The following is a 20,487-nucleotide window of genomic DNA, read 5'->3' on the forward strand; positions in this document are numbered from 1 at the left end:
GGACAAAGCGTGAAGTTCACCTATTTCCATCTGATGCCCTTTGACGGGCTTCCAGAGGACTTCGCCCAGAAGCACCGGAGCGTCTGGGTGGACATCGACCCCCGTCTCATGGACGTGCGGCGCATCCACCACCTCTACAACGACTACCTGGACGAACTGGAGCACGCCGCCCGCATGGGCTTCGACGCGATCGGCGTCAACGAGCACCACAGCAACGCCTACGGCCTGATGTCGAGCCCGAACATGATGGCCGCCTCGCTGGCCCGGCGCACCGCCGACACCGACGCCAAGATCCTGGTCATGGGCGACGCGGTGCCGCTCTACAACCCGCCCATCCGGATCGCCGAGGAACTGGCCATGCTCGACGTGATCAGCGGCGGGCGGCTGATCACCGGGTTCCCGCTCGGCAGCAGCCAGGACACCAACTACGCCTACGGCATCAAGCCCGCCACCGTGCGCGAGCGCTACTACGAGGGCTTCGAGCTGATCCTCAAGGCGTGGCAGTCCCAGGAGGTGTTCAGCCACAACGGCCGCTACACCAAGCTGCGCTACGTCAACCCCTGGCCCAAGCCGCTCCAGCAGCCGCACCCGCCCATCTGGGTGCCCGGCAGCGGCTCCCTGGAGACCATGGACTTCGCCATCCGGCGCGACTTCCCGTTCTTCTTCCTCTCCTACTTCGGCACCGAGTTCTCCGGCTCGATGCTCCGCCGCTTCTGGGAGCGCGCCGAGGCCGCCGGGGTGGACGACAACCCGTACCGGGTGGGCATGTTCCAGCCGATCCTGGTCGCCGACACCGACGAGGAGGCCGAGCGCCTCTACGCCGACCACGTGAAGTACTTCTACCGCCGGTGCACCCACACCTACCCCGGCTTCGCCGAGGCCCCCGGCTACAAGAGCGTGGAGTCGCTGCGCGCGGTGCTGCCGCCGCCCGGCGCGAAGACCACCCAGCGGCCGGACAGCTTCCGCGCGGCCAAGGACTACGAGTGGGCGGACTTCGTGAACCTCGGCATCATCATCGCCGGCAGCCCCAGCACCGTACGGGAGAAGCTGGAGCATTTGGCGAGCACCATGCGCATCGGCAACTGGATCGCCCTCATGCACATCGGCGACATGCCGCGCGAGAAGGCGATGAACAACATCGAGCTGTTCACCACCAAGGTCAAGCCCGGCCTGTCGGAGGTCTTCAGCCAGTACGAGCACAACTGGTGGCCGAAACCGATCCCCGGCTTCGAACCGGCGTCCGTCGCTCCCGTGGCGGTGGCCCGATGAGGCACACCTTCGAGGGCCCGCACTCCGGCGACGTCACCGTCGTCGACGAACTCGGCACGTCCACCGGTCCCGTCCTGGTCTACCTGCACAGCGAGTGGGGCGCGTTCGAGGAACCCCCGCTGCCCGGCGAACTGCTCGACGGCAACCGGGTCCTGGTCGTGCACCTGCCCGGCTGGGGGGTCTCCACCTCCGTGCGGCCCGCCGCCGGCCTGCCTGACCTGGCGCTGGTCGTCTGGTGGGCGCTGGACCGGCTGGACGTGGGAGAGATCCGGCTGGTCGGCCACGGCATCGGGGCCACCCTCGCCGCCGAGATGGCCGCCGCCCAGCCCGGCCGGGTCGGTTCGCTGGCGCTGCTCGCCCCGTGGGGCATGTTCGACGAGGCCGACCCCGGCGCGGACATGTTCGCGCTGCTGCCCAGGGACCTCAACCCCCTGATCTACGCCGACCCGGACGGGCCGGTCGCCACCGCCCAGCAGCCCCGGCCCGCCGACGCGCACGAGACCGGTCTGGCCGTCATCCGCCGGGTGCAGATGCTCGGCACCGCCAGCAACTACCTGTTCCCCATCCCGGACACCGGGATCGCCGAGCGGCTCTACCGGCTCGCCGAGGTGCCGGTGCTGCTGGTCTGGGGAGCTCGGGACGGCGTCGTACCGCCTTCGCTGGCCGCGCTCTGGACCGGCTACCTGCCGCACGCCCGCAGCGAGGTGGTCCAGGACGCCGCCCACATGGTCCCGTACGAGTCCGCCGACGCACGCAAGCTCATCCTGGAATTCCTGGCATGAGAACGGCCTTCGACGACCCCGACCACGAGCTGATCGCCGAGGCGGTCCGCGACCGCTGCGCCGCCTTCCCCGACGAGTACTGGGCCTCCTGCGACGCCGAGCACCGGTTCCCGTGGGAGTTCTTCACCGCCATGGCGGAGGGCGGCTGGCTGGGCATCGCGCTGCCGGAGGAGTACGGCGGCGCGGGCCGGGGCGTCACCGAGGCGGCGATCGTGCTCCGCGAGGTCGCCGCCTCCGGCGCGGCCATGAACGGCTGCACCGCCCTGCACATGAACCTGTTCGGGCTCCAGCCCGTGCTCAAGTACGGCAACGAGCGGCTCAGGAAGACCTTCCTGCCCCCGGCCGCCGAAGGAAGGCTGCACGTCGCCTTCGCGGTCACCGAACCGGACGCGGGCACCGACACCTCGCGCATCAAGACCGCCGCGGAACGGGACGGCGACAACTGGGTGATCTCCGGCCAGAAGATCTGGACCAGCAAGGCCCTGGAGTCCGACGTCGCGCTCATCCTGGCCCGCACCGCCCCCGCGCCCGACCAGGACCGGCGCAGGTTCGACGGACTCAGCCTGTTCCTGATCGACCTCGACCCCGCGCACGTCGACATCCGGCCCATCCCCAAGGCCGGCCGGAACGCCGTGGCCAGCTGCGAGACCTTCTACGACCGGCTGCCGGCCGAGGGCTGGCGGCTGGTCGGCGAGGAGGGCAAGGGCTTCCGGCACATCCTGTCCGGCCTCAACCCCGAGCGCATCCTGATCGCCGCCGAGGCGGTCGGCATCGGGTACGCGGCGCTGCGCCGCGCCACCGAGTACGCCCGGGTGCGCGAGGTCTTCGACCGGCCCATCGGCGCCAACCAGGCCATCAGCCACCCGCTCGCCGACGCCTACGCCCGCCTTGCGGCCGCCTGGCAGATGACCATGGTGGCCGCCCGCCGCTACGACGCCGGGCTGTCCTGCGGGGCCGAGGCCAACATCGCCAAGTACCTGGCCGCCCAGGCCGGGTACGACGCCGCCGACCGCGCCGTGCAGACCCACGGCGGGCTCGGGTACGCCCACGAGTTCCACGTCGAGCGGTACTGGCGGGAGGCCCGGATCATGCGGCTGGCCCCGGTCAGCCAGGAGATGTCCCTCAACTTCATCGCGCAGCAGGTGCTCGACCTGCCGCGCGCGTACTGAGAGGACCGCGTCATGACTGGTGACGGCAGGCTGGCCGGACAGGTGGCGTACGTGCTGGGCGGCGGCAGCCACGGCCCCGCCCGGCCAGGGGAGGACCTTCCCATGGGCAACGGCCGGGCCATCGCGCTCCGCCTGGCCGCCGAGGGCGCCACCGTCGTGGTCGGCGACATCGACCTCGGGCGGGCCCAGGCCACCGTGGACGGACTGGCCACCCCGGGCCTGGCGGTCGAGGTGGACGCCTCCGACGCCGTCTCCTGCCAGGCGGCCGTGGCGACCGCGCTGGAGGCGTATGGGCGGCTGGACATCGTGGTCTGCAACGTCGGCATCTCCGGGCGGGAGCCGATCAAGGCGCAGAGCCTGCCGGAGTGGGAGTACTCCGAGGCGGTCAACGTGCGCTCGCACTGGCTCACCGCGCAGGCCGCGCTCGGCCCCATGCTGGACCGCTCGCGCGGCGCGTTCGTCTTCGTCGGGTCCACCGCCGGGCTGCTGAGCAGCCGCCGCTCGCTGTCGTACGAGGCCACCAAGGCCGCGCAGCTGGCCGTCATGCGGCACATCGCGGTCAGGTACGCCGCGCGCGGCATCCGCGCCAACGCGGTCGTGCTCGGCGTCATCGACTCGGCGCTGGTCCGGCGCGAGTTCGGCACCGAGGCGGCGCCCGCCCGCGCGGCCGTGGTCCCGATGGGCCGCGAGGGCCGCCCCGAGGAGGCCGCCGCCGCCGTGGCCTTCCTGGCCTCCGACGACGCCGCCTACGTCACCGGCCAGAGCCTGATCGTCGACGGCGGCGTCAGCGCCTCCTGGCCCAGCCCTCAGAAGGGATGACCTTATGCACAGTGACGTGGTGATCCGGGGCGTCGGCATGACCCCCTTCGGCAAGTTCCTCGGCTCCTCCATGAAGGACCTGGGGCGGCAGGCCGTCCTGACCGCTCTGGCCGACGCGGGGATGGAGGTCGCGGACGTCCAGGCGGTCTTCTTCGCCAACGCGCTCGCCGGCCTCATCACCGGCCAGGAGAGCATCCGGGGCGAGACCGTCACCTACCCGCTCGGGTTCGGCACCATCCCCGTGCACAACGTGGAGAACGCCTGCGCCTCCGGCGGCAACGCCCTGCACCTGGCCTGGCTGGCGGTCGCCTCCGGCCTGTACGACACCGTGCTCGCGCTGGGCGTGGAGAAGGCCAACCACGAGGACCGCGCCCGCACCTTCCGCGCGTTCGGCGCCGGCATGGACGTGGAGGACGGCTTCGCGGTCGGTGACGGCGCGGGGGAGAACCGCAGCCCGTTCGTGGACCGGCAGGCCCGGCTGGCGCGCACGCTCTTCGGCGAGCGCGGGGTCACCATGGACGGCCTGGCCCGGGTCACCTCGCGGTCGCTGGAGAACGCCCGGCTCAACCCGATGGCCCACCGCAGGTTCGGCGGGACTCCCGAGGAGGTGCTGAAGGCGCGGGTGGTGGTGGATCCGCTCACCGTGCTGATGAGCTCGCCGATCAGCGACGGCGCCGCGGCCGTGGTGGTGACCCGCCGGGGCTCAGCGGAGCGCGATGTCCGGATCCTGGCCTCCCGGCTGGCCACCCGCCCGCCCAAGGGCGTCGAGGATGGTCCGGGCGCCGCCAAGGCCGCGGGACTGGCGGCGTACGAGCAGGCGGGGCTCGGGCCCGGTGACGTCGACTTCGCCGAGGTGCACGACGCCTCGGTGGCGTACGAGCTGCTCACCTGGAGCGAGCTCGGGCTCTGCGCGCCGGGCCAGGAGCAGGACTGGGCCATGAACGGCGTCACCGAACGTTCGGGGGCGATGCCGGTGAACGTCGCGGGCGGCCTCGTCGGCAGGGGCCACGCACTCGGGGCCAGCGGCCTCGCCCAGATCCACGACATCACCCAGCAGATCCGCGGCGAGGCGGGCGACCTCCAGCTGGCTCGGGCCCGCGTCGGGCTCGCCCAGATCGGCGGCGGCGTCATCGACTGGGAGACCGCCGCCTCCACCGTGCACATCCTGGCCGGGAAGTGAACCCCATGGTGATCGACGCCCACATGCACGTCCTGGAGGCCACCTGGCTGCCGGAAGGGCTGCGCCAGGCGTGGGCACGGCAGGCCGCGGGGCGTACCCACCCGGAACGGGACCCGGCCGACATCCTCCCCAAGGTCGGGAAAGGGCAGAGCGATCCGGGGGCGTCGCTGACCGTCGCCGCCTTCGACCGCGCGGGCGTCGCCGCCGGGGTGATGCCCGTCGTGGACTGGACGATCGTTGGCCGCCCGACCGGCGAGCACCTGCCCATCCGCGACCTGCACGCTCGCTGCCAGTCCCTGGCCGACACCCATCCCGGGCGGCTCTTCTTCTGCGCGGGCATCGACCCCCGGCACCCCGACGCGGCCGAGATCCTCGACCACGCGGCGCGGATGGGCAACTGCCGCGGCGTGAAGCTCTACCCGGCGGCGGGCTGGGACCTGGCCGATCCGGCACACTCCTGGCTGTTCGCGCGGCTGGTGGAACTGGACCTGCCCGTGGTCGTGCACACCTCCCCGCTGGGCGGCGACCCCCTCCAGACCGTACGCTCCCGGCCCGCCGAGGTGGCCGCCCTGCTGGCCCGCTACCCGACCCTCACCGTCGTCTTCGCCCACGCGGGCCTGGAGGCCTGGTGGGCCGAGGCGCTCGACGCGGCCACCGGCTGGCAGCGCGCCTACCTGGAACTGTCCCTCTGGCAGCGCTGCGCGCTGACCGACTACCCCGAGTTCCGCCGCCGGCTGGCCCGGATGCGCGCCCAGCTCGGAGCGCATCGGCTGATCTTCGGCTCCGACATCATCCGCGGCGAGAAGTCCGACCCCCGGGGCGAGGAGCTGGTGACCTGGATCGATAGGGTCACCAGCCTGGCGGAGCCGTTCGCCGGAGAGCCGCCCGTCCTGTCGGCGGAGGAGCTCGCACTGTTCCTGGCCGCCAACGCGGTCCGTGTCTTCAACCTCAAGGAGTACTCGTGAGTGACACGATGGGTGAGATCTTCGAGAAGGCCGGGCGGCGGTTCGGGCCGCGGGTCGCGGTCGAGTCGCAGGGCGAGAGCCGTACCTTCGCGGAGGTGGTGGCCGCCGGGCGGCGGCTGGCCCATGCGCTGCGGGCGCGCGGGCTCGCGCCGGGGACCCATGTCGCCGCGCTGCTGGAGAACCGGATCGAGGCCCTTGAGGTGTATGTCGGGCTGGCCATCGGCGGTTATCCCGTGGTGCACGTCAACGACCGGCTCACCGCCGACGAGATCGACTACGTGCTCACCGACTCCGGGGCCCAGGGGCTGGTGCACACCGACGGGGTCGCCGCCACGGTCGCGCGTACCCGGTCGGCGTCCGGGCTGACGGCGTGGCTGGCCATCGGCTCCGCCGTCCCCGACGGCGCGGAGTCCTACGCCGAGGCGCTGCGCGGTGCCTCCGACGCGCCGCTGCCGCTCACGGCGACGGCCGAGGACATCGCGATCATCGGCTACACCAGCGGGACCACCGGCTTCCCCAAGGGCGCGCTGGCCTCGCACCGGGCCGTCGCCGGCTGCACGAAGCTGGTCCCGTACGCCTACCGCCTGCCGTTGCACGGGCACTGCGCCTTCCCGGGCGGCTGGTCCTTCGTGTCCGGGATCTGGGGCGTGATATTTCCGCATTTCTACACCGGCGGCACGGTCTCCTTCATCCCCGGGGCCACCCCCGAGCAATGGGGCCGCCACATGGCCGAGCGTGGCTCGACGTTCACCCTCGGGCTCACCCCGCTCATCCCCGGCCTGCTGGAGGCGTTGCGCCTCTACCCCCAGGTGCTCGACACCCTCCTGTCCGTCCTGCACTCGGGCGGGCCGCTCCCGCCTGAACTGGCGGGCAAGCTGGTGGACGTGATCGGCGACCGGCTCGTCGAGACCTGGGGCATGACCGAGGTGGTCGGCCCGATCACCATCACCAACCGCTCCGACTGGACCGGCCGTACCCAGGCCTCCGACATCTTCGCCTCGGTCGGCCGCCCGCTGCCCACCGCCACCGTCCGCGTCGTGAACTCCGAACGTAAGCCCGTCCCCGCGGGCGAGGTCGGCGAACTCGTCATCGAGTGCGACACCATGTTCTCCGGGTACCAGGGGAAGCCGGACCGGACCGCCGAAGTCCTCGTGAACGGCGAGTACTACACCGGCGACCTCGGCTACCAGGACGAGGCCGGCTACTTCTACGTCACCGGCCGCTCCAAGGAACTCATCATCACCGGCGGGGCCAACGTCTACCCGGCGGAGGTCGAGCGCGTCCTGCTCACCATGGACGAGATCGCGGACGCCGCCGCCTTCGGCCTGCCCGACGAGCGCTGGGGCGAGACCGTCTCGGTCGCCGTCGTCGTCAAACCGGGGCACTCGCTCACCGAGGACCAGATCCTCGCGTACGTCCAGGAGCGGCTGGCCTCCTACAAGAAGCCCCGCCGGATCTTCTTCGTCGACCAGCTGCCCCGCAACTCCAGCATGAAGGTGATGAAACACGTGCTCCGCGAGACGTTCCTGCACCCCGAGGGGAGCGCGCAGTGAAAATCGGCATCAGCGAGTGGTACCCGGGCGCGGGCCGCCGCGCCGGCCGCTGGTCCATCGAGTCGGCCCAGCTCATCGAGGAACTCGGCTTCAACTCGGTCTGGCTCCCCGAGCACGTGGTCTTCATGCCGAGCTACACCTCCAAGTACCCGTACGAGGAGTCGGGCGCCGTCGAGGTCAACGCCACCCGGGGCGTCCACGACCCCCTCGTCCTGGCCGGCGCCATCGCCGCCGCCACCTCCCGCCTCCGCATCGGCACGTACGTGATGGTGGTCCCGCAGCGCAACCCCATCGTCACCGCCCGCCAGATCGCCACCATCGACCAGCTCTCCGGCGGCCGCTTCAACTTCGGCGTCGGCGTCGGCTGGTCCGCCGAGGAGTACGCGGCCCTCGACGTCCCCTTCGAACGCCGGGGCGCCCGCATGGACGAATACCTCCGCGTCATGAAGGCCACCTGGTCCGACGACGACCTAACCGAATTCCACGGCCAATTCGTCGACTTCCCACCCCTCTACGCCTACCCCAAGCCCGTCCAGCGCCCCCACCCTCCGATCATCGTCGGCGGCAACAGCCCCGCCACCCTCCGCCGCATCGTGGAGCTGGGCGATGGCTGGGCCGGTTACAGCCAGACCTACGACGACATCGCCCGCTTCACCGACGACCTGGAACGCGCCCTGGAGGCCGCCGGACGCACCCGGGCCGAGGTCTCGTTGCGGGTAGGCCGTCGCGCCAAGGGCAAGACGGAGAAGGACTGGGAGGACGACGCGGTCTACATCCGCCGCTGCTTCGAACTCGGCCTGGACGAGGTGGTCGTCTCCCCCCGCATCGGTGACGACAACTACGAATCCGACATGACCCGCTACGCCGAAATCGTCGGCCTCCGCTGACGTACTGCCGGTTCGGCGGGTAGGTGGCGGCCGCGGGGGGTTGGGTCGAGGAGGGTGCCCTCATGGACGATGGGGCGGCCGGCGACCAGGACGGTACGGGGGCGGCCGGTTAGGGTCATGCCCTCGTAGGGGGTGTAGTCGGTGGTCATGTGGAGGGTGTCGGCGGTCACCTGCCACTCGGCGGCAGGGTCCCAGATGACGATGTCGGCGTCGGCGCCGGGGAGCAGGGTGCCCTTGCGGGGGTAGAGGCCGTTGGTCCGGGCGGGGTTGGTCGAAGTGAGCTCGACGAACCGGGTGACGGGGAGGCCGGCGTTGGCGACGAAGGTGGAGAAGATCACCGGGAGGCGGGTTTCCACGCCGGGGAGGCCGTTGGGCATCGCTCGTACGTCGGCTCGGTGGGACTCCTTCTGGGCCAGGTCGTAGCAGCAGTGGTCGCTGCCGATGGTGGTGATCTCGCCGGTGAACAGGTGGCGGGCGAGCGCGTCCACGGCCGGGCGTGGGCGTAGCGGCGGGCAGCAGACGTAGCGTTCGGGGGCGGGACCCGCGTACCGGCTGTCGTCGAGGACCAGGTGGTGGGCGACCGACTCGGTGTAGGCGGCCAGGCCCCGGCGGCGGGCGGCGGCGACCAGTTCGACGGCCTCGGCGGTGGACTGGTGGACGAAGTAGACGGGGGAGCCCAGCGATTCCGCGATGGCGAGGACCTCGGCCACCGACGCGGTCTCGGCCAGCTCGGGCCGGGTCTCCGCCATGTGCGCGGCCCCGATCCGGCCGCGGGCCGCGCAGTCGGTCTGGGTGTCCCCGATGATGTGGTCGGCCTCGCAGTGGATCACCACCAGGCCGCCCAGGTCGCGCAGGGTCTTCATGGTCCGCAGGATGGTGTCCTCGTTCGCCATGGTCTCGCCGCGGTAGGTGGTGAACATCTTCACCGTGGTGATCCCGTCCGCGACCAGCGCGCCGAGCTGGTCGGGCACCGTCTCGTCCCAGTCGACCACGCAGGCGTGCAGCGCGCTGTCGCACAGCCCCTGCCAGGCCTTGGCCCGCTGCGCGTACGCGACGTCGGCCGGGGCCTCGCCGGGGCGCGGGATCGCGAAGTCGACGATGGTGGTGGTCCCGCCGAACACGGCCGCCGTGGTGCATTCCGCGTAGTCGTCGAGCGAGGTGAACTCACCCGAGGTGAAGCCCACGTGGCAGTGCGGGTCCACGCCGCCGGGCAGCACCAGCATGCCGGTCGCGTCGATCTCGGTCGCGCCGCGCGGCGCGGCACCGCCGGGCCGGGTGAGCGCGGCCACCTTCCCGTCCCGGACCACCACGTCGGCCGGGGCCGACCAGCCGGCCTCCACCACCGTGCCGCCGCGCACCACCACGGGGTCGCTCATCGGGCGCCTCCCGCCTGGTAGGCGCGCCAGCCGCCGGCCGTGCTGATGTCCACCACGCCGGGCAGGCTCAGCGACTCCTCGCGCATCCGCATCGACAGCGATCCCGAGCCGTCGGCCAGCTCGATCACCGTCAGCTCCAGTTCCGGCGGCTCGCCGGGGAGCAGGTGGTCGCGGAGGATCTCGTAGGTGACCTCGTAAAGCTCCCCCGGCACCGGGTGGCCGCCGGTGGGGACCGGGTAGAGGCCGGGGAACTCCTCGCGTACCGCGAAGAACCGGTAGCGGGCCGCGGTCTCGGCGGGCCCGAGGAAACGGGCGTCGCGGAGCGCGCCGTTGAGGCTTCCTCCGGACATCGCCTGCCCGTTCACGAACATTCTCATCTGTCGCTCCTTCTGGCGCGTTCGACGGCCGGATCGGGCACCGGGACCGCGTCGAGCAGGGATCGGGTGTAGGGGTGGGACGGCGAGCCGTACACCTGCTCGCGGGTGCCGATCTCGACCAGCGCGCCGTTCTCCAGGACCGCGACCCGGTCGCAGAGGTAGTAGACGACGGCCAGATCGTGCGCGATGAACAGGATCGAGAGCCCGAGCCGCCGCCGCAGGTCGCCGAGCAGATTGAGCACCTGGGCCTGCACCGACACGTCCAGCGAGGAGACCGGCTCGTCGCAGATGAGCAGGCGCGGCCCGACGGCGAGCGCCCGCGCGATGGAGATGCGCTGCCGCTGCCCGCCGGAGAACGAGCGCGGGTGCCGGTCCAGGTGCGCGGCCGACATGCCGACCAGTTCCAGCAGTTCGGCCGCCCGGTCCCGGCGCCGCCGCCGGTCCGCCTCCAGGCGGTGCACGGCGAGTGGCTCCTCGATCAGCGCGGCCACGGTCATCCGCGGGTTGAGCGAGGAGTACGGATCCTGGAAGACCATCTGCATGTCGCGCCGGATGGCGCGCAGCTCGCGCCGCCCGGCGGCGAGCACGTCCCGCCCGGCGAGGGTGACCCTGCCCTGGTCGGGTTCGGTCAGCCGGGCCACGCACCGCGCGGTGGTGGACTTGCCGGACCCGGACTCGCCGACCAGGCCGAGCACCTCGCCCGGGGCGACCTCGAAGGAGATCCCGTCCAGCACCCGGCGGCCGGCGAAGTGTTTCACCAGGTTCTCCACGCGCAGCAGCGGTTCGGTCAGCATGTTTCGCCCTCCCCGATCACGGCCAGCGGCCGGGACGGATCGCCGCCGATCCGGGGGACGGCGGCGAGCAGCGCCCGGGTGTACTCGTGCCGCGGCCGGGCGTAGATCTCCTCGACCGGCCCCGACTCCACGGTCCTGCCGTGCCGCATGACCACGGCCCGGTCGGCGAACCCGGCCACGATGCCGAGGTCGTGGGTGATGAGCAGGACCGCCATGTCGCGCTCCGCGGCGAGTTCGCGGAGGAGTTCCAGGACGCGAGCCTGCACCCGCACGTCCAGCGCCGTGGTCGGCTCGTCGGCGATGAGCAGGGCGGGTTCCGCGATGACCGCGATGGCGATCACCACCCGCTGCCGCATCCCGCCGGAGAACTGGTGCGGGTAGTCGTCGAATCGGTGGGCGGCGTCACGCACCCCGAGCCGGGTGAGCAGGTCGATCGCGCGCCGCCGGGCGATGCGCTTGGGCACGCCGCGGATGACCAGCGGCTGGATGATCTGCCAGCCGATGGTCATCACCGGGTTGAGCGAGGCCAGCGGATCCTGGAAGACCAGGCCGGCTCGCGCGCCGCGGATCTCGCGCAGCCGCCGGGCCGGCAGCGCGAGCACGTCCACGCCGGCGAGGTCGATCCGCCCGCTCAGCCGGGCGTCCGGGTCCAGCCGGAGCACGGCGCGCGCGGTGACCGACTTGCCGGAACCCGACTCGCCGACCAGCGCGACCTTCTCGCCTCTGGCCAGGTCCAGGTCGATGCCGTGCACCACCTCCACCGGCCCGGTCCGGCCGGGAAAGGCGATCCGCAGGTCGCGTACGGCGAGCAGCGTCTCGGTCATCGGGCTCCCTCCCGCAGGGTCGGGTCGTTCCGCACCCGTAGCCAGTCGCCCACCAGGTTGTAGGCGAGCGCGGTCAGCATGATCGCCAGCCCCGGGAAGACCACCGCCCACCAGCCGTTGGTGAGGTTGTTGGCCGCCGCCGCGATCATCGCCCCCCACTCCGCGGACGGCACCTGCGCGCCCACGCCGACGAAGGACAGACCCGAGATGACCAGCATCACGGCCGACACGTCCAGGGTGGTCTGCACGTACAGGGCGCCCAGCGCGTTGGGGAGGATGTGGGCGAAGACCAGCCTGAGCCGGGAGACGCCCAGCGTCCTGGCGGCGTCCACGTACTCGGCGTCCTTCACCTCGCGGACCAGGGTGCGCACCAGCCGGGCGTACCCGGGCCACCAGGTGAGGGCCAGCGCGATCACCGCCGACCGCAGGCCGGGGCCGAGCGCGGCGGCCAGGCCAAGGGCCAGGATGATCGAGGGCAGCGACAGGCCGATGTCGGTGATCCGCATCAGCACCTCGTCCAGGACCTTCCCGCCGAGCGCGGCCAGGGTGCCGATCAGGGTGCCGATGAGGGTGGCGGCGGCGATCACGACCAGGGTCGCCGGGAGCGTCTCGCGGGCGCCGTACAGCAGACGGCTGAGCACGTCCCTGCCGTTGACGTCGGTGCCGAACCAGTGCTCGGCGGACGGGCCCTGGAGGGACTGGGCGAGGTTCACCGCGTACGGGTCGTGCGGCGCGAGCAGCGGGCCGAGCACGGCGAGCGCCGCGACCAGGACGGCGACCACCAGGGCTGCCCGCTCGATGGGGCGTGCCCTGCTCATGCCGCCACCGGGGTCGCCCGCCGCCGGCCGGTGTGGCGCAGCCGCGGGTTCAGCCAGAGCTGGACCAGGTCCACGATGACGTTCATCACCACGAAGACCACTCCGATCACCAGAACCGTGCCGATCACGGCGTACAGGTCGTTCTGCAGGACCGCGGTCACCGCGTACGCGCCGATCCCGGTCCGGCCGAAGATGGACTCCACCAGCACGGTCGAGCCGAGCATCCAGCCGAGCTGCATGCCGAGGATCGTGCTGGCGGGGACCAGGGCGTTGCGCAGGCCGTGCCGGACCACCACCCGGAACTCGCCGGCGCCGGTGGCCCTGGCCAGCGCGATGTAGTCGGAGTCCAGCGTGGTGATCATGGATGACCGGACGGTGCGCGCCACCACCGCGACGAACGCGGCGGCCAGCGTGACCGCGGGTAGCGCCAGGTGGGCCAGCGCGTCCGCCAAGGCAGCCCAGTCGCCGGCGAGCAGGCCGTCCAGCGTGGTCATGCCGGTGATCCGCGGCACCTGGTGGCCGAAGGAGAGCTGGCCGGTGAGCGGGAACACCCGCAGCTGGGCGGCGAGGACCAGCTGGAGCATCAGCCCGAGCCAGAAGACCGGCACGGCCATGCCGAGCAGGGCCACGATCCGGGCCGCGGTGTCCGCGGCCCGGCCGCGCCGGTAGGCGGCGAAGGCGCCCAGCGGCACGGCCACCACGACGTTGATCACCATGGCCGCCAGCACCAGTTCCACCGAGGCGGGGAGCATGGCGGCCACGTCGTCGAGCACCGGCCGCTGGGTGAAGACCGAGGTGCCCAGGTCGCCGTGGGCCAGCCGGCCCAGGTAGCCGAGGAACTGGTCCCACAGCGGCTGGTCCAGGCCGAGTCTGGCCCGGACCTGCGCCACCTGCTCGGCCGTGGCGTTGCGACCGGCGGCGGCCCTGGCCGGGTCGCCCGGCAGCACCTGCGTCATCAGGAACGTGACGACGGCGAGCCCGGCCAGCACCACCACGCTGGTGATCAACCGGCGGAGCAGGAAACGCGCCATGTGGGACCCTCCCCTCAGCCGGAGGTCAGCCGAGCTTGATCTTGTAGACGTCCACCGTCTGGTGGTGCGACGGCTGGTAGGTGTAGCCGTCCAATCCGGCGCGGAGCACCGTCACGTACTGCGGGTTGGACATGTTGATCGACGGGAAGTCCGCCGCGATGGTCTGCTGCGCCGTCTTGTAGGCGGCGCAGCGCTCGTCCAGGCCGGTCTTCTGCTGGGCGCCTTCGACCAGCTTGTCCACCTCGGGGTTGTGGTAGCCGCCGTTGTTCTGCCCGTTGTTGATGAACTTCGAGTCGAACAGCAGGTAGAGCACCGAGTCGGGGTCCGGGTAGGGCGGGAAGGCGTAGATCATGCCCAGGTCCGGCGTGGTCGCGTTGGTCTTCAGCTTCTCCACGTACTGCGGGTAGGTGATCGCCTCCAGGTTGAGGGTGATCCCGATCTCGGCCAGGTTGGACTGGAGGAGGGTGGCCGCCTGCTCCATCTCGGCGGTCGCCTTCAGGTAGGTCATGGTCAGCTTGACGTCCTTCAGACCGGCCGCGGCCAGGATGCTCTTGGCCTTCTCCGGGTCGCGGCCCGGCTGCGGCACCGTCGAGTCGAAGCAGGACATCGTGCTCGGCAGCACGCCCACGGCCTTCTTGCCGGCGCCCTTGAGGATCGCCGTCACGTGCTGGTCGTAGTCGTAGGCGTACGCGATGGCCTCGCGGAGCGCCTTGTTCGCCACCGCCGAGTCCTTCATCTTGAAGAACACGTACAGCTGGACGTTGGTGTCGGCCTTGTTCACCGTGAAGCCGGAGCTCTCCATGCCGGCCCAGTCGTTGGGGTCGATGTCCATCGCGATGTCGATGTCACCGCTCTGCAGCGCGGCCTTCTGGGTCGCCGCCTGCGGCAGGTAGCGGAAGACCACGTCCTTGGCCTGGCCGGTGAAACCGCCCCAGTAGCCCTCGTACTTCGTGAACTTGGCCTCCTGGTTGGCGGTGTACCCGGCCAGCCGGTACGGCCCGGAGCCGGCGTCGTTGGCGGCCAGCCACGCCTGCCCGTCGTCGCCGCCCGCGTTGGCCTGCACCAGCTTGGAATTGAGCAGGTAGACCCTGGTCAGCGCGGCCGGGAACGGCGAGTACGGCTGCTTCAGCTTGATGGTCAGGTGGGTGTCGTCGGTGACGGTGGCGGAGTCGTACGCGCTCATCAGCGACGCCACGCCGATCTTCAGCCGGGCGATCCGGTCCAGCGTGAACTGGACATCCGCCGCGGTGAGCTTCGTCCCGTCGTGGAAGGTCACGTCGTCGCGGAGGGTGAGGTCCAGGCCGGTGCCGTCCGCGGCGAACGCCCACTCGGTGGCGACGGACGGGGTGAGCGTGTCGCCCTCGTAGCGGATCAGGGTGTCGTAGGCGGGGATGACCACCTCGTCCACCGTCGAGTTGTCGGCCTGGACCGGGTCGAAGGTGGCGGGCGGCTCGTTCTCCGCGATGATCAGCGTCTGGGTGCGGGGGTTGGCGTCGCCCGAGGCCCCCGCGGCGCCGGACGGTGTGGCACCGCCGCCGCACGCGGCCAGGGCCAGGGAACCGAGGAGGGTGATGGAGATCAGTAGTGAACGGGAGTGGGGAGAGTGGCGCATTGGTCTTACCCTTCGTGGTTACCGGCCCTGGCGGGGGTGGGCCGCCAGGCGCCCGTCTCGTCGACGATCACCCCGTAGATCCGTGCCGCGGCCTCGGCGCTGACGTATCCGTCGAGCACGTCGGCCACCACGGCGGAGGGATCGCGTCGCAGCGGGTCCCCGTACCCGCCGCCGCCCGCGGTCCGGTTGACGAACCGGTCACCGGCTCGCATCGTCGCGCGGTACATCCCGACCCGCCTGGCCCGGTCGGTGTCCGGCCAGAGCACCATCTCGCTGGGCTCGGGTTCGTGGCCGCCGTGCAGCGCCCACGGGCGGGTCTTGCTCTTCTTCTTCATGGACAGCACCTCGCCGTCGGCGAGGTAGCGCACCTGCCGGAGCACACCCACCCCGCCCCGGTGCCGACCGGCCCCGCCGGAGTCGGGGATCAGCTCCAGCCGCTCGTGGAACACGGTCGACTTGTGCTCCAGCACCTCGATCGGGGTGTTGCGGACCACGCTCTGCGAGGGGTGCTGCTGGGCGTTGGCGCCGTCGTGGTCCCTGGTGGCGCCCCAGCCGATGCCCTCGTTGTTGCTGATCACGAAGTCGGCCCCGGTGCGCGGATCCCGGCCGAGCGCCATGAACCCGGGCTCGTCGCCGCCCGAGGAGGCCGGGAGGGTGTCCAGCACCTGGGCCAGCGCCTTGTGTATCAGCTCGAAGGCGACGATGGCGCTCCACTGGGTGAAGGTGGCCGCCGGGTAGAGCGCGTGGAAGAACGAGCCGGGCGCCGCCTTGATCTCCAGACCCCGGTAGTGCCCGGCGTTGGACGGCTCGGTCGCGGTGGTCAGCTCCTTGTAGATGGCCTTGGCCAGGCTCTCGGTGGACCCGATCGGCAGGTTGACCGGCCCGGCCACGGCCTGGCCGTCGAACTCCACGGTCATCTGGTCGCCGTCGACGGTGACCGTGACGTCCATCCTGATCAGGTCGTCGGTGACGCCGTCGTCGTCGCAGTAGTCATAGGCCGTCCAGGTGCCGTCGGGCAGCGCCGCCACGGCCTTGCGGGCGACCCGCTCGCCGTGCTCGATGATCTGCCGGACCGCCTGGTCCACGGTGGCGCCGCCGAACTTCTCCCACACCTGCGCCAGCCGGTTCTCGCCGGTGCGCAGCGCGGCCAGCTGGGCGTGGAAGTCGCCGATGGTCAGGTCGGGGAGCCGGGAGTTGAACCGGATCAGCTCGATGATGTCGCGGACCAGCTCACCCTGGCTGACGATCTTCGTGCTCGGGAAGATCAGCCCTTCCTGGTGCATGTCGGTGGAGTCCAGCACGTAGCCCGGGGCCTTGGCGCCCAGGTCCATCCAGTGCGCGCGCACCGCCAGGTAGGCGGCGGGGCCCTCGTGACCGGGGCGGAAGACCGGCGCGAACAGCATCGCGTCGTAGGAGTGCGCGCCGCTCCAGTACGGATAGTTCATCAGGTAGACGTCGCCGGCCCGCATGTTCTCCCGGCCGACGTACTCGACGCCCTTCACGATGGCGTGGTCGTTGGCGCCCAGGAAGGAGGTGATGCCCGCCGCCTCCGCCATCAGCTCCAGGTCGGCGTTGTAGAGCGAGATGCCGAAGTCGAGCACCTCGTAGATCACCGGGTTGAACGCCGCCCTGACCAGGGTGCGGCGCATCTGCTCGCCCACCGAGACCAGGTAGTTGCGGATCACCTCGACGGTCGCGCCGTCCAGCCGGTCAGTCATGGGTTCCTCCGGTGCCGGTCACCAGCAGCTGACCGTAGGCGTCGACGGTCAGCCGCTGGTCGCTGAAGATCACGGTGGTCGAGGTGCCCTCCTCGACGATCGCCGGGCCGCGCACCTCGTGGCCGGGGGCCAGGGTGGCCCTGCCGTACACCTGGAAGGTGGCGAACTCGCCGGTCGTCACGTCGTGGGCGCGGCGGGCCGAGATCGGCTCGGGCGTCCCAGGACCGGCGGGCGGGAGCTCCGGCAGGCCCGGCTTGGCCAGCCGGCCGACCGCGCGGACCCGGAGGGTGAGGATCTGCCCGCCGTCCGGCATCGCGTGGCCGTACCTGGCGGCGTGCTGGGCGTTGAACCTGGCCAGCACGTCGGCGGCGGTGTCGCCGGGCCCCAGGTCGATGCCGAGGCTGTGCTCCTGGCCGTGGTAGCGGATGTCCAGGCGGCGGACGAGGGCACGGTCCTCCGGTTTGACGCCCTGCGCGGAGAGCACCTCCTCGCCCCGCTCCTCCAGCTCGGCGAAGTACGGCTCCAGCGCGGCCAGCGAGGCGTCGCTGAGCGGGCGGAGCACGGTGGTGGCGAACTCGTACTCCAGGTCCGACATGAGCATGCCGAACGCCGAGAACGCGGCAGGGACCTGCGGGATGATCGTGGTGGCGATGCCCATCTCGCGGGCCAGCATCGGGCCGAGCAGCGGACCGGCCCCGCCGAAGGCGAGCAGCGCGAACTCGCGGGGGTCAAGCGCCCGCTCCACGGTGATCTCGCGCAGCGCGCCCACCGTCCGGGCGAGCAGGACCTGGAAGACGCTGGCCGCGGCCCGCTCGGCGGTCACCCCGAGCGGGACGGCCAGTTCGGTCTCGATCGCGGCACGCGCGGCGTCCGCGTCGATGCGCATGCCGCCGTCCAGGAACGCGCCCGGGTCGAGGTAGCCGAGCACCAGGGCGGCGTCGGTGACGGTCGGCTCGGTGCCGCCCGCGCCGTACGCGACCGGCCCGGGCACCGCGCCCGCGCTGTGCGGGCCGACCTTGAGCAGTCCCTCGTCGATCCACGCGATCGAACCGCCACCCGCGCCGACCGTGCGGATGTCGAAGATGGGGATGAGCAGCGGGAAGCCGTCGATCGCCGCCTCGTGCACCTCGCCCGGCTCGCCGTTCTCGATCACGCAGCAGTCCACGCTGGTCCCGCCGACGTCGAACGAGATCAGCCGGGGCAGCTCCAGGGTGCGGGCCAGGAACGAGGCGCCCACCACGCCGCCGGCCGGTCCGGACAGCACGGTGGTCAGCGGCGCGCGGCGGGCCAGCTCGGCGGTCATCGCGCCGCCGCCGGAGCGCATGATGTGCAGCGGATGGGTGAGCCCGGCCTCCGCCAGCCTGGCCTCCAGGGTGGTGATGTAGTCGCTCAGCACCGGCCGGATGTAGGCGTCCAGGGTGACCGTGCTGGTCCGCTCGTACTCCCGGTACTCCCGGGTGATGTCGGTGGAGACCGAGACGGACACCTCGGGGTGGGCCTCCCTGAGGATGGCCGCCACCCGGCGCTCGTGGTCGGGGTTGGCGTAGGAGTGCAGCAGGCAGACCGCCAGGGAGCGCAGGCCGTGCCGTTCCACCAGGAGCCGCCCGGCCGCGCGGACCGCGTCCTCGTCGAGTTCGGTCAGCACCTGGCCCTGGGCGTCGATTCTGCCGGGGACGCCGGTGCGGTGGCGGCGGGGCACCAGCGGCGGGGGCGGGGCGTAGGCGAAGTCGTACATGTGCTGGGCCGGGACGTTGGCCCGGGCGATCTCCAGCAGGTCACGGAAGCCGTCGTTGGTGATGATCCCGACGGCCGCGCCCCGGCGCTGCAGGATCGCGTTCAGGCCGAGCGTGGTGCCGTGCACGAACGCCTCGACGTCGTCCAGACGATCGGTCAGCCCGCCGACCGCGTCGAGCACGCCGCGGGCGGGCGCGTCCGGCGTGGTCGGCGCCTTGTGCACCCGCAGCTCGCCGGTGGTCTCGTCGTAGGCGATGGCGTCGACGAAGGTGCCGCCGATGTCGACGGCGAGGCGGATTCTCGGTCTCAACGGGTGCCTCCCAAGGCGGGCCGGGGGACGGGCAGGTCATCGCGGACGATCCGCCCGGCCTGCATGACGAAGGGGATGCGCCGGAGCGCGGAGAGATCGCTCAGCGGGTCCCGGTCGGTGACGATCAGATCGGCCAGGTGGCCCTCCTCGACCACACCGGCCTGGCCGGCCAGGCCGACCAGCCGGGCCGCGTCGAGGGTGCCGGTGCGGAGCGCCTGCGCGGGGTCCAGGCCGGCCTCGGCCAGGAACTCCATCTCGCGGACGGCGACCACGGTGTCCTCGATCGGCTCGCCCGGCGGGTAGTCGGTGCCGGCCAGCAGGGTGATGCCGGGCCGGTCCGGGTCGGCGGGGTCGGCGACGCCCGCGGCGATCGCCCGCCGGATGCTGGCCAGGTGACCGGGGCCCACGTCGAGGGCCCGCTCGACCTGCCACGGAGTGAAGCGGTGCTCGGCCATCCACTCGGGGCAGCGGGTGACGCAGAGCGTCGGGGTGAGGAAGACCCGCCGCTCCGCCATCTGCCGCGCGGTGTCGCCGTCCAGTTCGTAGGCGTGCTCGAAGCCGCGCACCCCCGCCGCGAGCGCCTCCCTGATCGCGGCGCCCGCGCCCGCGTGCGCGGTCACGTAGGTGCCGTGCTCCTCGGCGGCGCGGACCACCGCGCGCATCTCGTCCAGGGTCATCTGCGCGCCCGTGAACGACTCGCCCTGGTGGGCGATGCCGCCGGTGATGAAGATCTTGATGAGGTCGGCGCCCGCCGCCAGCTCCGTCCTGGCCGCGCGGAGGAAGTCGTCGTGCCCGTCGGCGTAGGAGCAGGCGGAGCCCTGCCCGTGGCCGCCGGTGGTGGAGATCGCCCGGCCGGCGCCGACGATCCGCGGCGCGGCCACCCAGCCCTGCTCGGCGGCCGTGCGGATGAGCAGGTCGGCCCGGTTCTGCTCGTGCACGCAGCGGATCGTGGTGACCCCCGCGCGGAGCGCGTCCTGGGCCCGGGAGAGCGCGCGCAGCGCGGTGAGCCCGGAGTCCTCCGCCTCGTCGATGGCCGAGAACGGGTAGACCACCGACAGGTGGGTGTGCACCGAGATCAGGCCCGGCAGGACGTACCGGCCGCCCAGCTCGACGGTTCGCGCGCCGGGCGGCGGCGGGTCCGTGGTGATCCGCTCGATGCGGCCCGCCGCGACCGCGACGTTGTGGTCGCGGCGGATCCGGCCCGCGCGCACGTCCACGACGTGCCCTCCGGTCAGCCAGTAGGCGGGCTCGGGAATGGATGTGGGCATC

General features: G+C 71.9%; 18 protein-coding genes. 8 read left to right on the forward strand and 10 right to left on the reverse strand.

Going from position 1 to position 20,487, the window contains the following annotated elements:
• Positions 1-9: 9 nt before the first annotated feature.
• Genes KIP79_RS18480 through KIP79_RS18515 form a run of 8 tightly spaced genes read left to right on the forward strand, consistent with a single transcriptional unit; the run spans position 10 to position 8,624 of the window.
• The gene (locus KIP79_RS18480) at positions 10-1,269 is read left to right on the forward strand and encodes an LLM class flavin-dependent oxidoreductase (protein ID WP_214106065.1); all 1,260 of its coding nucleotides are present in this window, start codon (positions 10-12) and stop codon (positions 1,267-1,269) included.
• The gene (locus KIP79_RS18485) at positions 1,266-2,051 is read left to right on the forward strand and encodes an alpha/beta fold hydrolase (protein WP_214106066.1); all 786 of its coding nucleotides are present in this window, start codon (positions 1,266-1,268) and stop codon (positions 2,049-2,051) included. The genes KIP79_RS18480 and KIP79_RS18485 overlap by 4 nt, the downstream gene beginning before the upstream one ends.
• Entirely contained in the window at positions 2,048-3,220 is a 1,173-nt protein-coding gene (locus KIP79_RS18490) for an acyl-CoA dehydrogenase family protein (RefSeq protein WP_214106067.1), read from the forward strand. Before KIP79_RS18485 ends, KIP79_RS18490 begins: the two co-directional genes overlap by 4 nt.
• Before the next feature lie 12 nt (positions 3,221-3,232).
• Positions 3,233-4,039, forward strand: coding sequence for an SDR family NAD(P)-dependent oxidoreductase (locus KIP79_RS18495; RefSeq protein WP_214106068.1), 807 nt, complete (start codon positions 3,233-3,235; stop codon positions 4,037-4,039).
• A 4-nt stretch (positions 4,040-4,043) separates the two neighbouring features.
• Complete coding sequence (locus KIP79_RS18500) at positions 4,044-5,219, forward strand: thiolase family protein (protein WP_214106069.1); 1,176 nt, start codon at positions 4,044-4,046, stop codon at positions 5,217-5,219.
• A gap of 5 nt (positions 5,220-5,224) precedes the next feature.
• On the forward strand, positions 5,225-6,184 hold the full coding sequence (locus KIP79_RS18505) for an amidohydrolase family protein (protein WP_250213449.1): 960 nt from the start codon (positions 5,225-5,227) through the stop codon (positions 6,182-6,184).
• A complete protein-coding gene (locus KIP79_RS18510) occupies positions 6,181-7,737 on the forward strand; it encodes a class I adenylate-forming enzyme family protein (RefSeq protein ID WP_214106071.1) in 1,557 nt (518 codons plus the stop codon). The genes KIP79_RS18505 and KIP79_RS18510 overlap by 4 nt, the downstream gene beginning before the upstream one ends.
• On the forward strand, positions 7,734-8,624 hold the full coding sequence (locus tag KIP79_RS18515; RefSeq protein WP_214106072.1) for an LLM class F420-dependent oxidoreductase: 891 nt from the start codon (positions 7,734-7,736) through the stop codon (positions 8,622-8,624). The genes KIP79_RS18510 and KIP79_RS18515 overlap by 4 nt, the downstream gene beginning before the upstream one ends.
• On the opposite strand, the gene hydA is transcribed toward KIP79_RS18515, so the two are convergent.
• From hydA to KIP79_RS18560, 10 genes are read right to left on the reverse strand one after another with little or no spacing between them, the layout of a single operon-like run.
• A complete protein-coding gene (gene hydA, locus KIP79_RS18520; RefSeq protein ID WP_214106073.1) occupies positions 8,597-10,000 on the reverse strand; it encodes a dihydropyrimidinase in 1,404 nt (467 codons plus the stop codon). The genes KIP79_RS18515 and hydA overlap by 28 nt on opposite strands.
• Positions 9,997-10,377, reverse strand: coding sequence for an allophanate hydrolase-related protein (locus KIP79_RS18525; protein WP_214106074.1), 381 nt, complete (start codon positions 10,375-10,377; stop codon positions 9,997-9,999). The genes hydA and KIP79_RS18525 overlap by 4 nt, the downstream gene beginning before the upstream one ends.
• Complete coding sequence (locus KIP79_RS47070) at positions 10,374-11,171, reverse strand: ATP-binding cassette domain-containing protein (protein ID WP_250213410.1); 798 nt, start codon at positions 11,169-11,171, stop codon at positions 10,374-10,376. Before KIP79_RS47070 ends, KIP79_RS18525 begins: the two co-directional genes overlap by 4 nt.
• Positions 11,165-11,995 carry an ABC transporter ATP-binding protein gene (locus KIP79_RS47075; protein ID WP_250213411.1) on the reverse strand — a complete coding sequence of 277 codons (831 nt, stop codon included), beginning with the start codon at positions 11,993-11,995 and terminating at the stop codon, positions 11,165-11,167. The genes KIP79_RS47070 and KIP79_RS47075 overlap by 7 nt, the downstream gene beginning before the upstream one ends.
• A complete protein-coding gene (locus tag KIP79_RS18535) occupies positions 11,992-12,813 on the reverse strand; it encodes an ABC transporter permease (protein WP_214106075.1) in 822 nt (273 codons plus the stop codon). The genes KIP79_RS47075 and KIP79_RS18535 overlap by 4 nt, the downstream gene beginning before the upstream one ends.
• The gene (locus KIP79_RS18540) at positions 12,810-13,844 is read right to left on the reverse strand and encodes an ABC transporter permease (RefSeq protein WP_214106076.1); all 1,035 of its coding nucleotides are present in this window, start codon (positions 13,842-13,844) and stop codon (positions 12,810-12,812) included. The genes KIP79_RS18535 and KIP79_RS18540 overlap by 4 nt, the downstream gene beginning before the upstream one ends.
• 25 nt (positions 13,845-13,869) lie before the next feature.
• Positions 13,870-15,456 carry an ABC transporter substrate-binding protein gene (locus KIP79_RS18545; RefSeq protein ID WP_214106077.1) on the reverse strand — a complete coding sequence of 529 codons (1,587 nt, stop codon included), beginning with the start codon at positions 15,454-15,456 and terminating at the stop codon, positions 13,870-13,872.
• 5 nt (positions 15,457-15,461) lie between these two features.
• Positions 15,462-17,174, reverse strand: a complete 1,713-nt coding sequence (locus KIP79_RS18550) for a hydantoinase B/oxoprolinase family protein (protein ID WP_214106078.1) — start codon at positions 17,172-17,174, stop codon at positions 15,462-15,464.
• The gene (locus tag KIP79_RS18555; protein ID WP_214106079.1) at positions 17,167-19,218 is read right to left on the reverse strand and encodes a hydantoinase/oxoprolinase family protein; all 2,052 of its coding nucleotides are present in this window, start codon (positions 19,216-19,218) and stop codon (positions 17,167-17,169) included. Before KIP79_RS18555 ends, KIP79_RS18550 begins: the two co-directional genes overlap by 8 nt.
• A complete protein-coding gene (locus KIP79_RS18560) occupies positions 19,215-20,486 on the reverse strand; it encodes a metal-dependent hydrolase family protein (protein ID WP_214106080.1) in 1,272 nt (423 codons plus the stop codon). Before KIP79_RS18560 ends, KIP79_RS18555 begins: the two co-directional genes overlap by 4 nt.
• Position 20,487 lies beyond the last annotated feature (1 nt).

The organism is Acrocarpospora catenulata (assembly GCF_018476525.1).
In the GTDB taxonomy this organism is placed as follows: Bacteria; Actinomycetota; Actinomycetes; order Streptosporangiales; family Streptosporangiaceae; genus Acrocarpospora; species Acrocarpospora catenulata.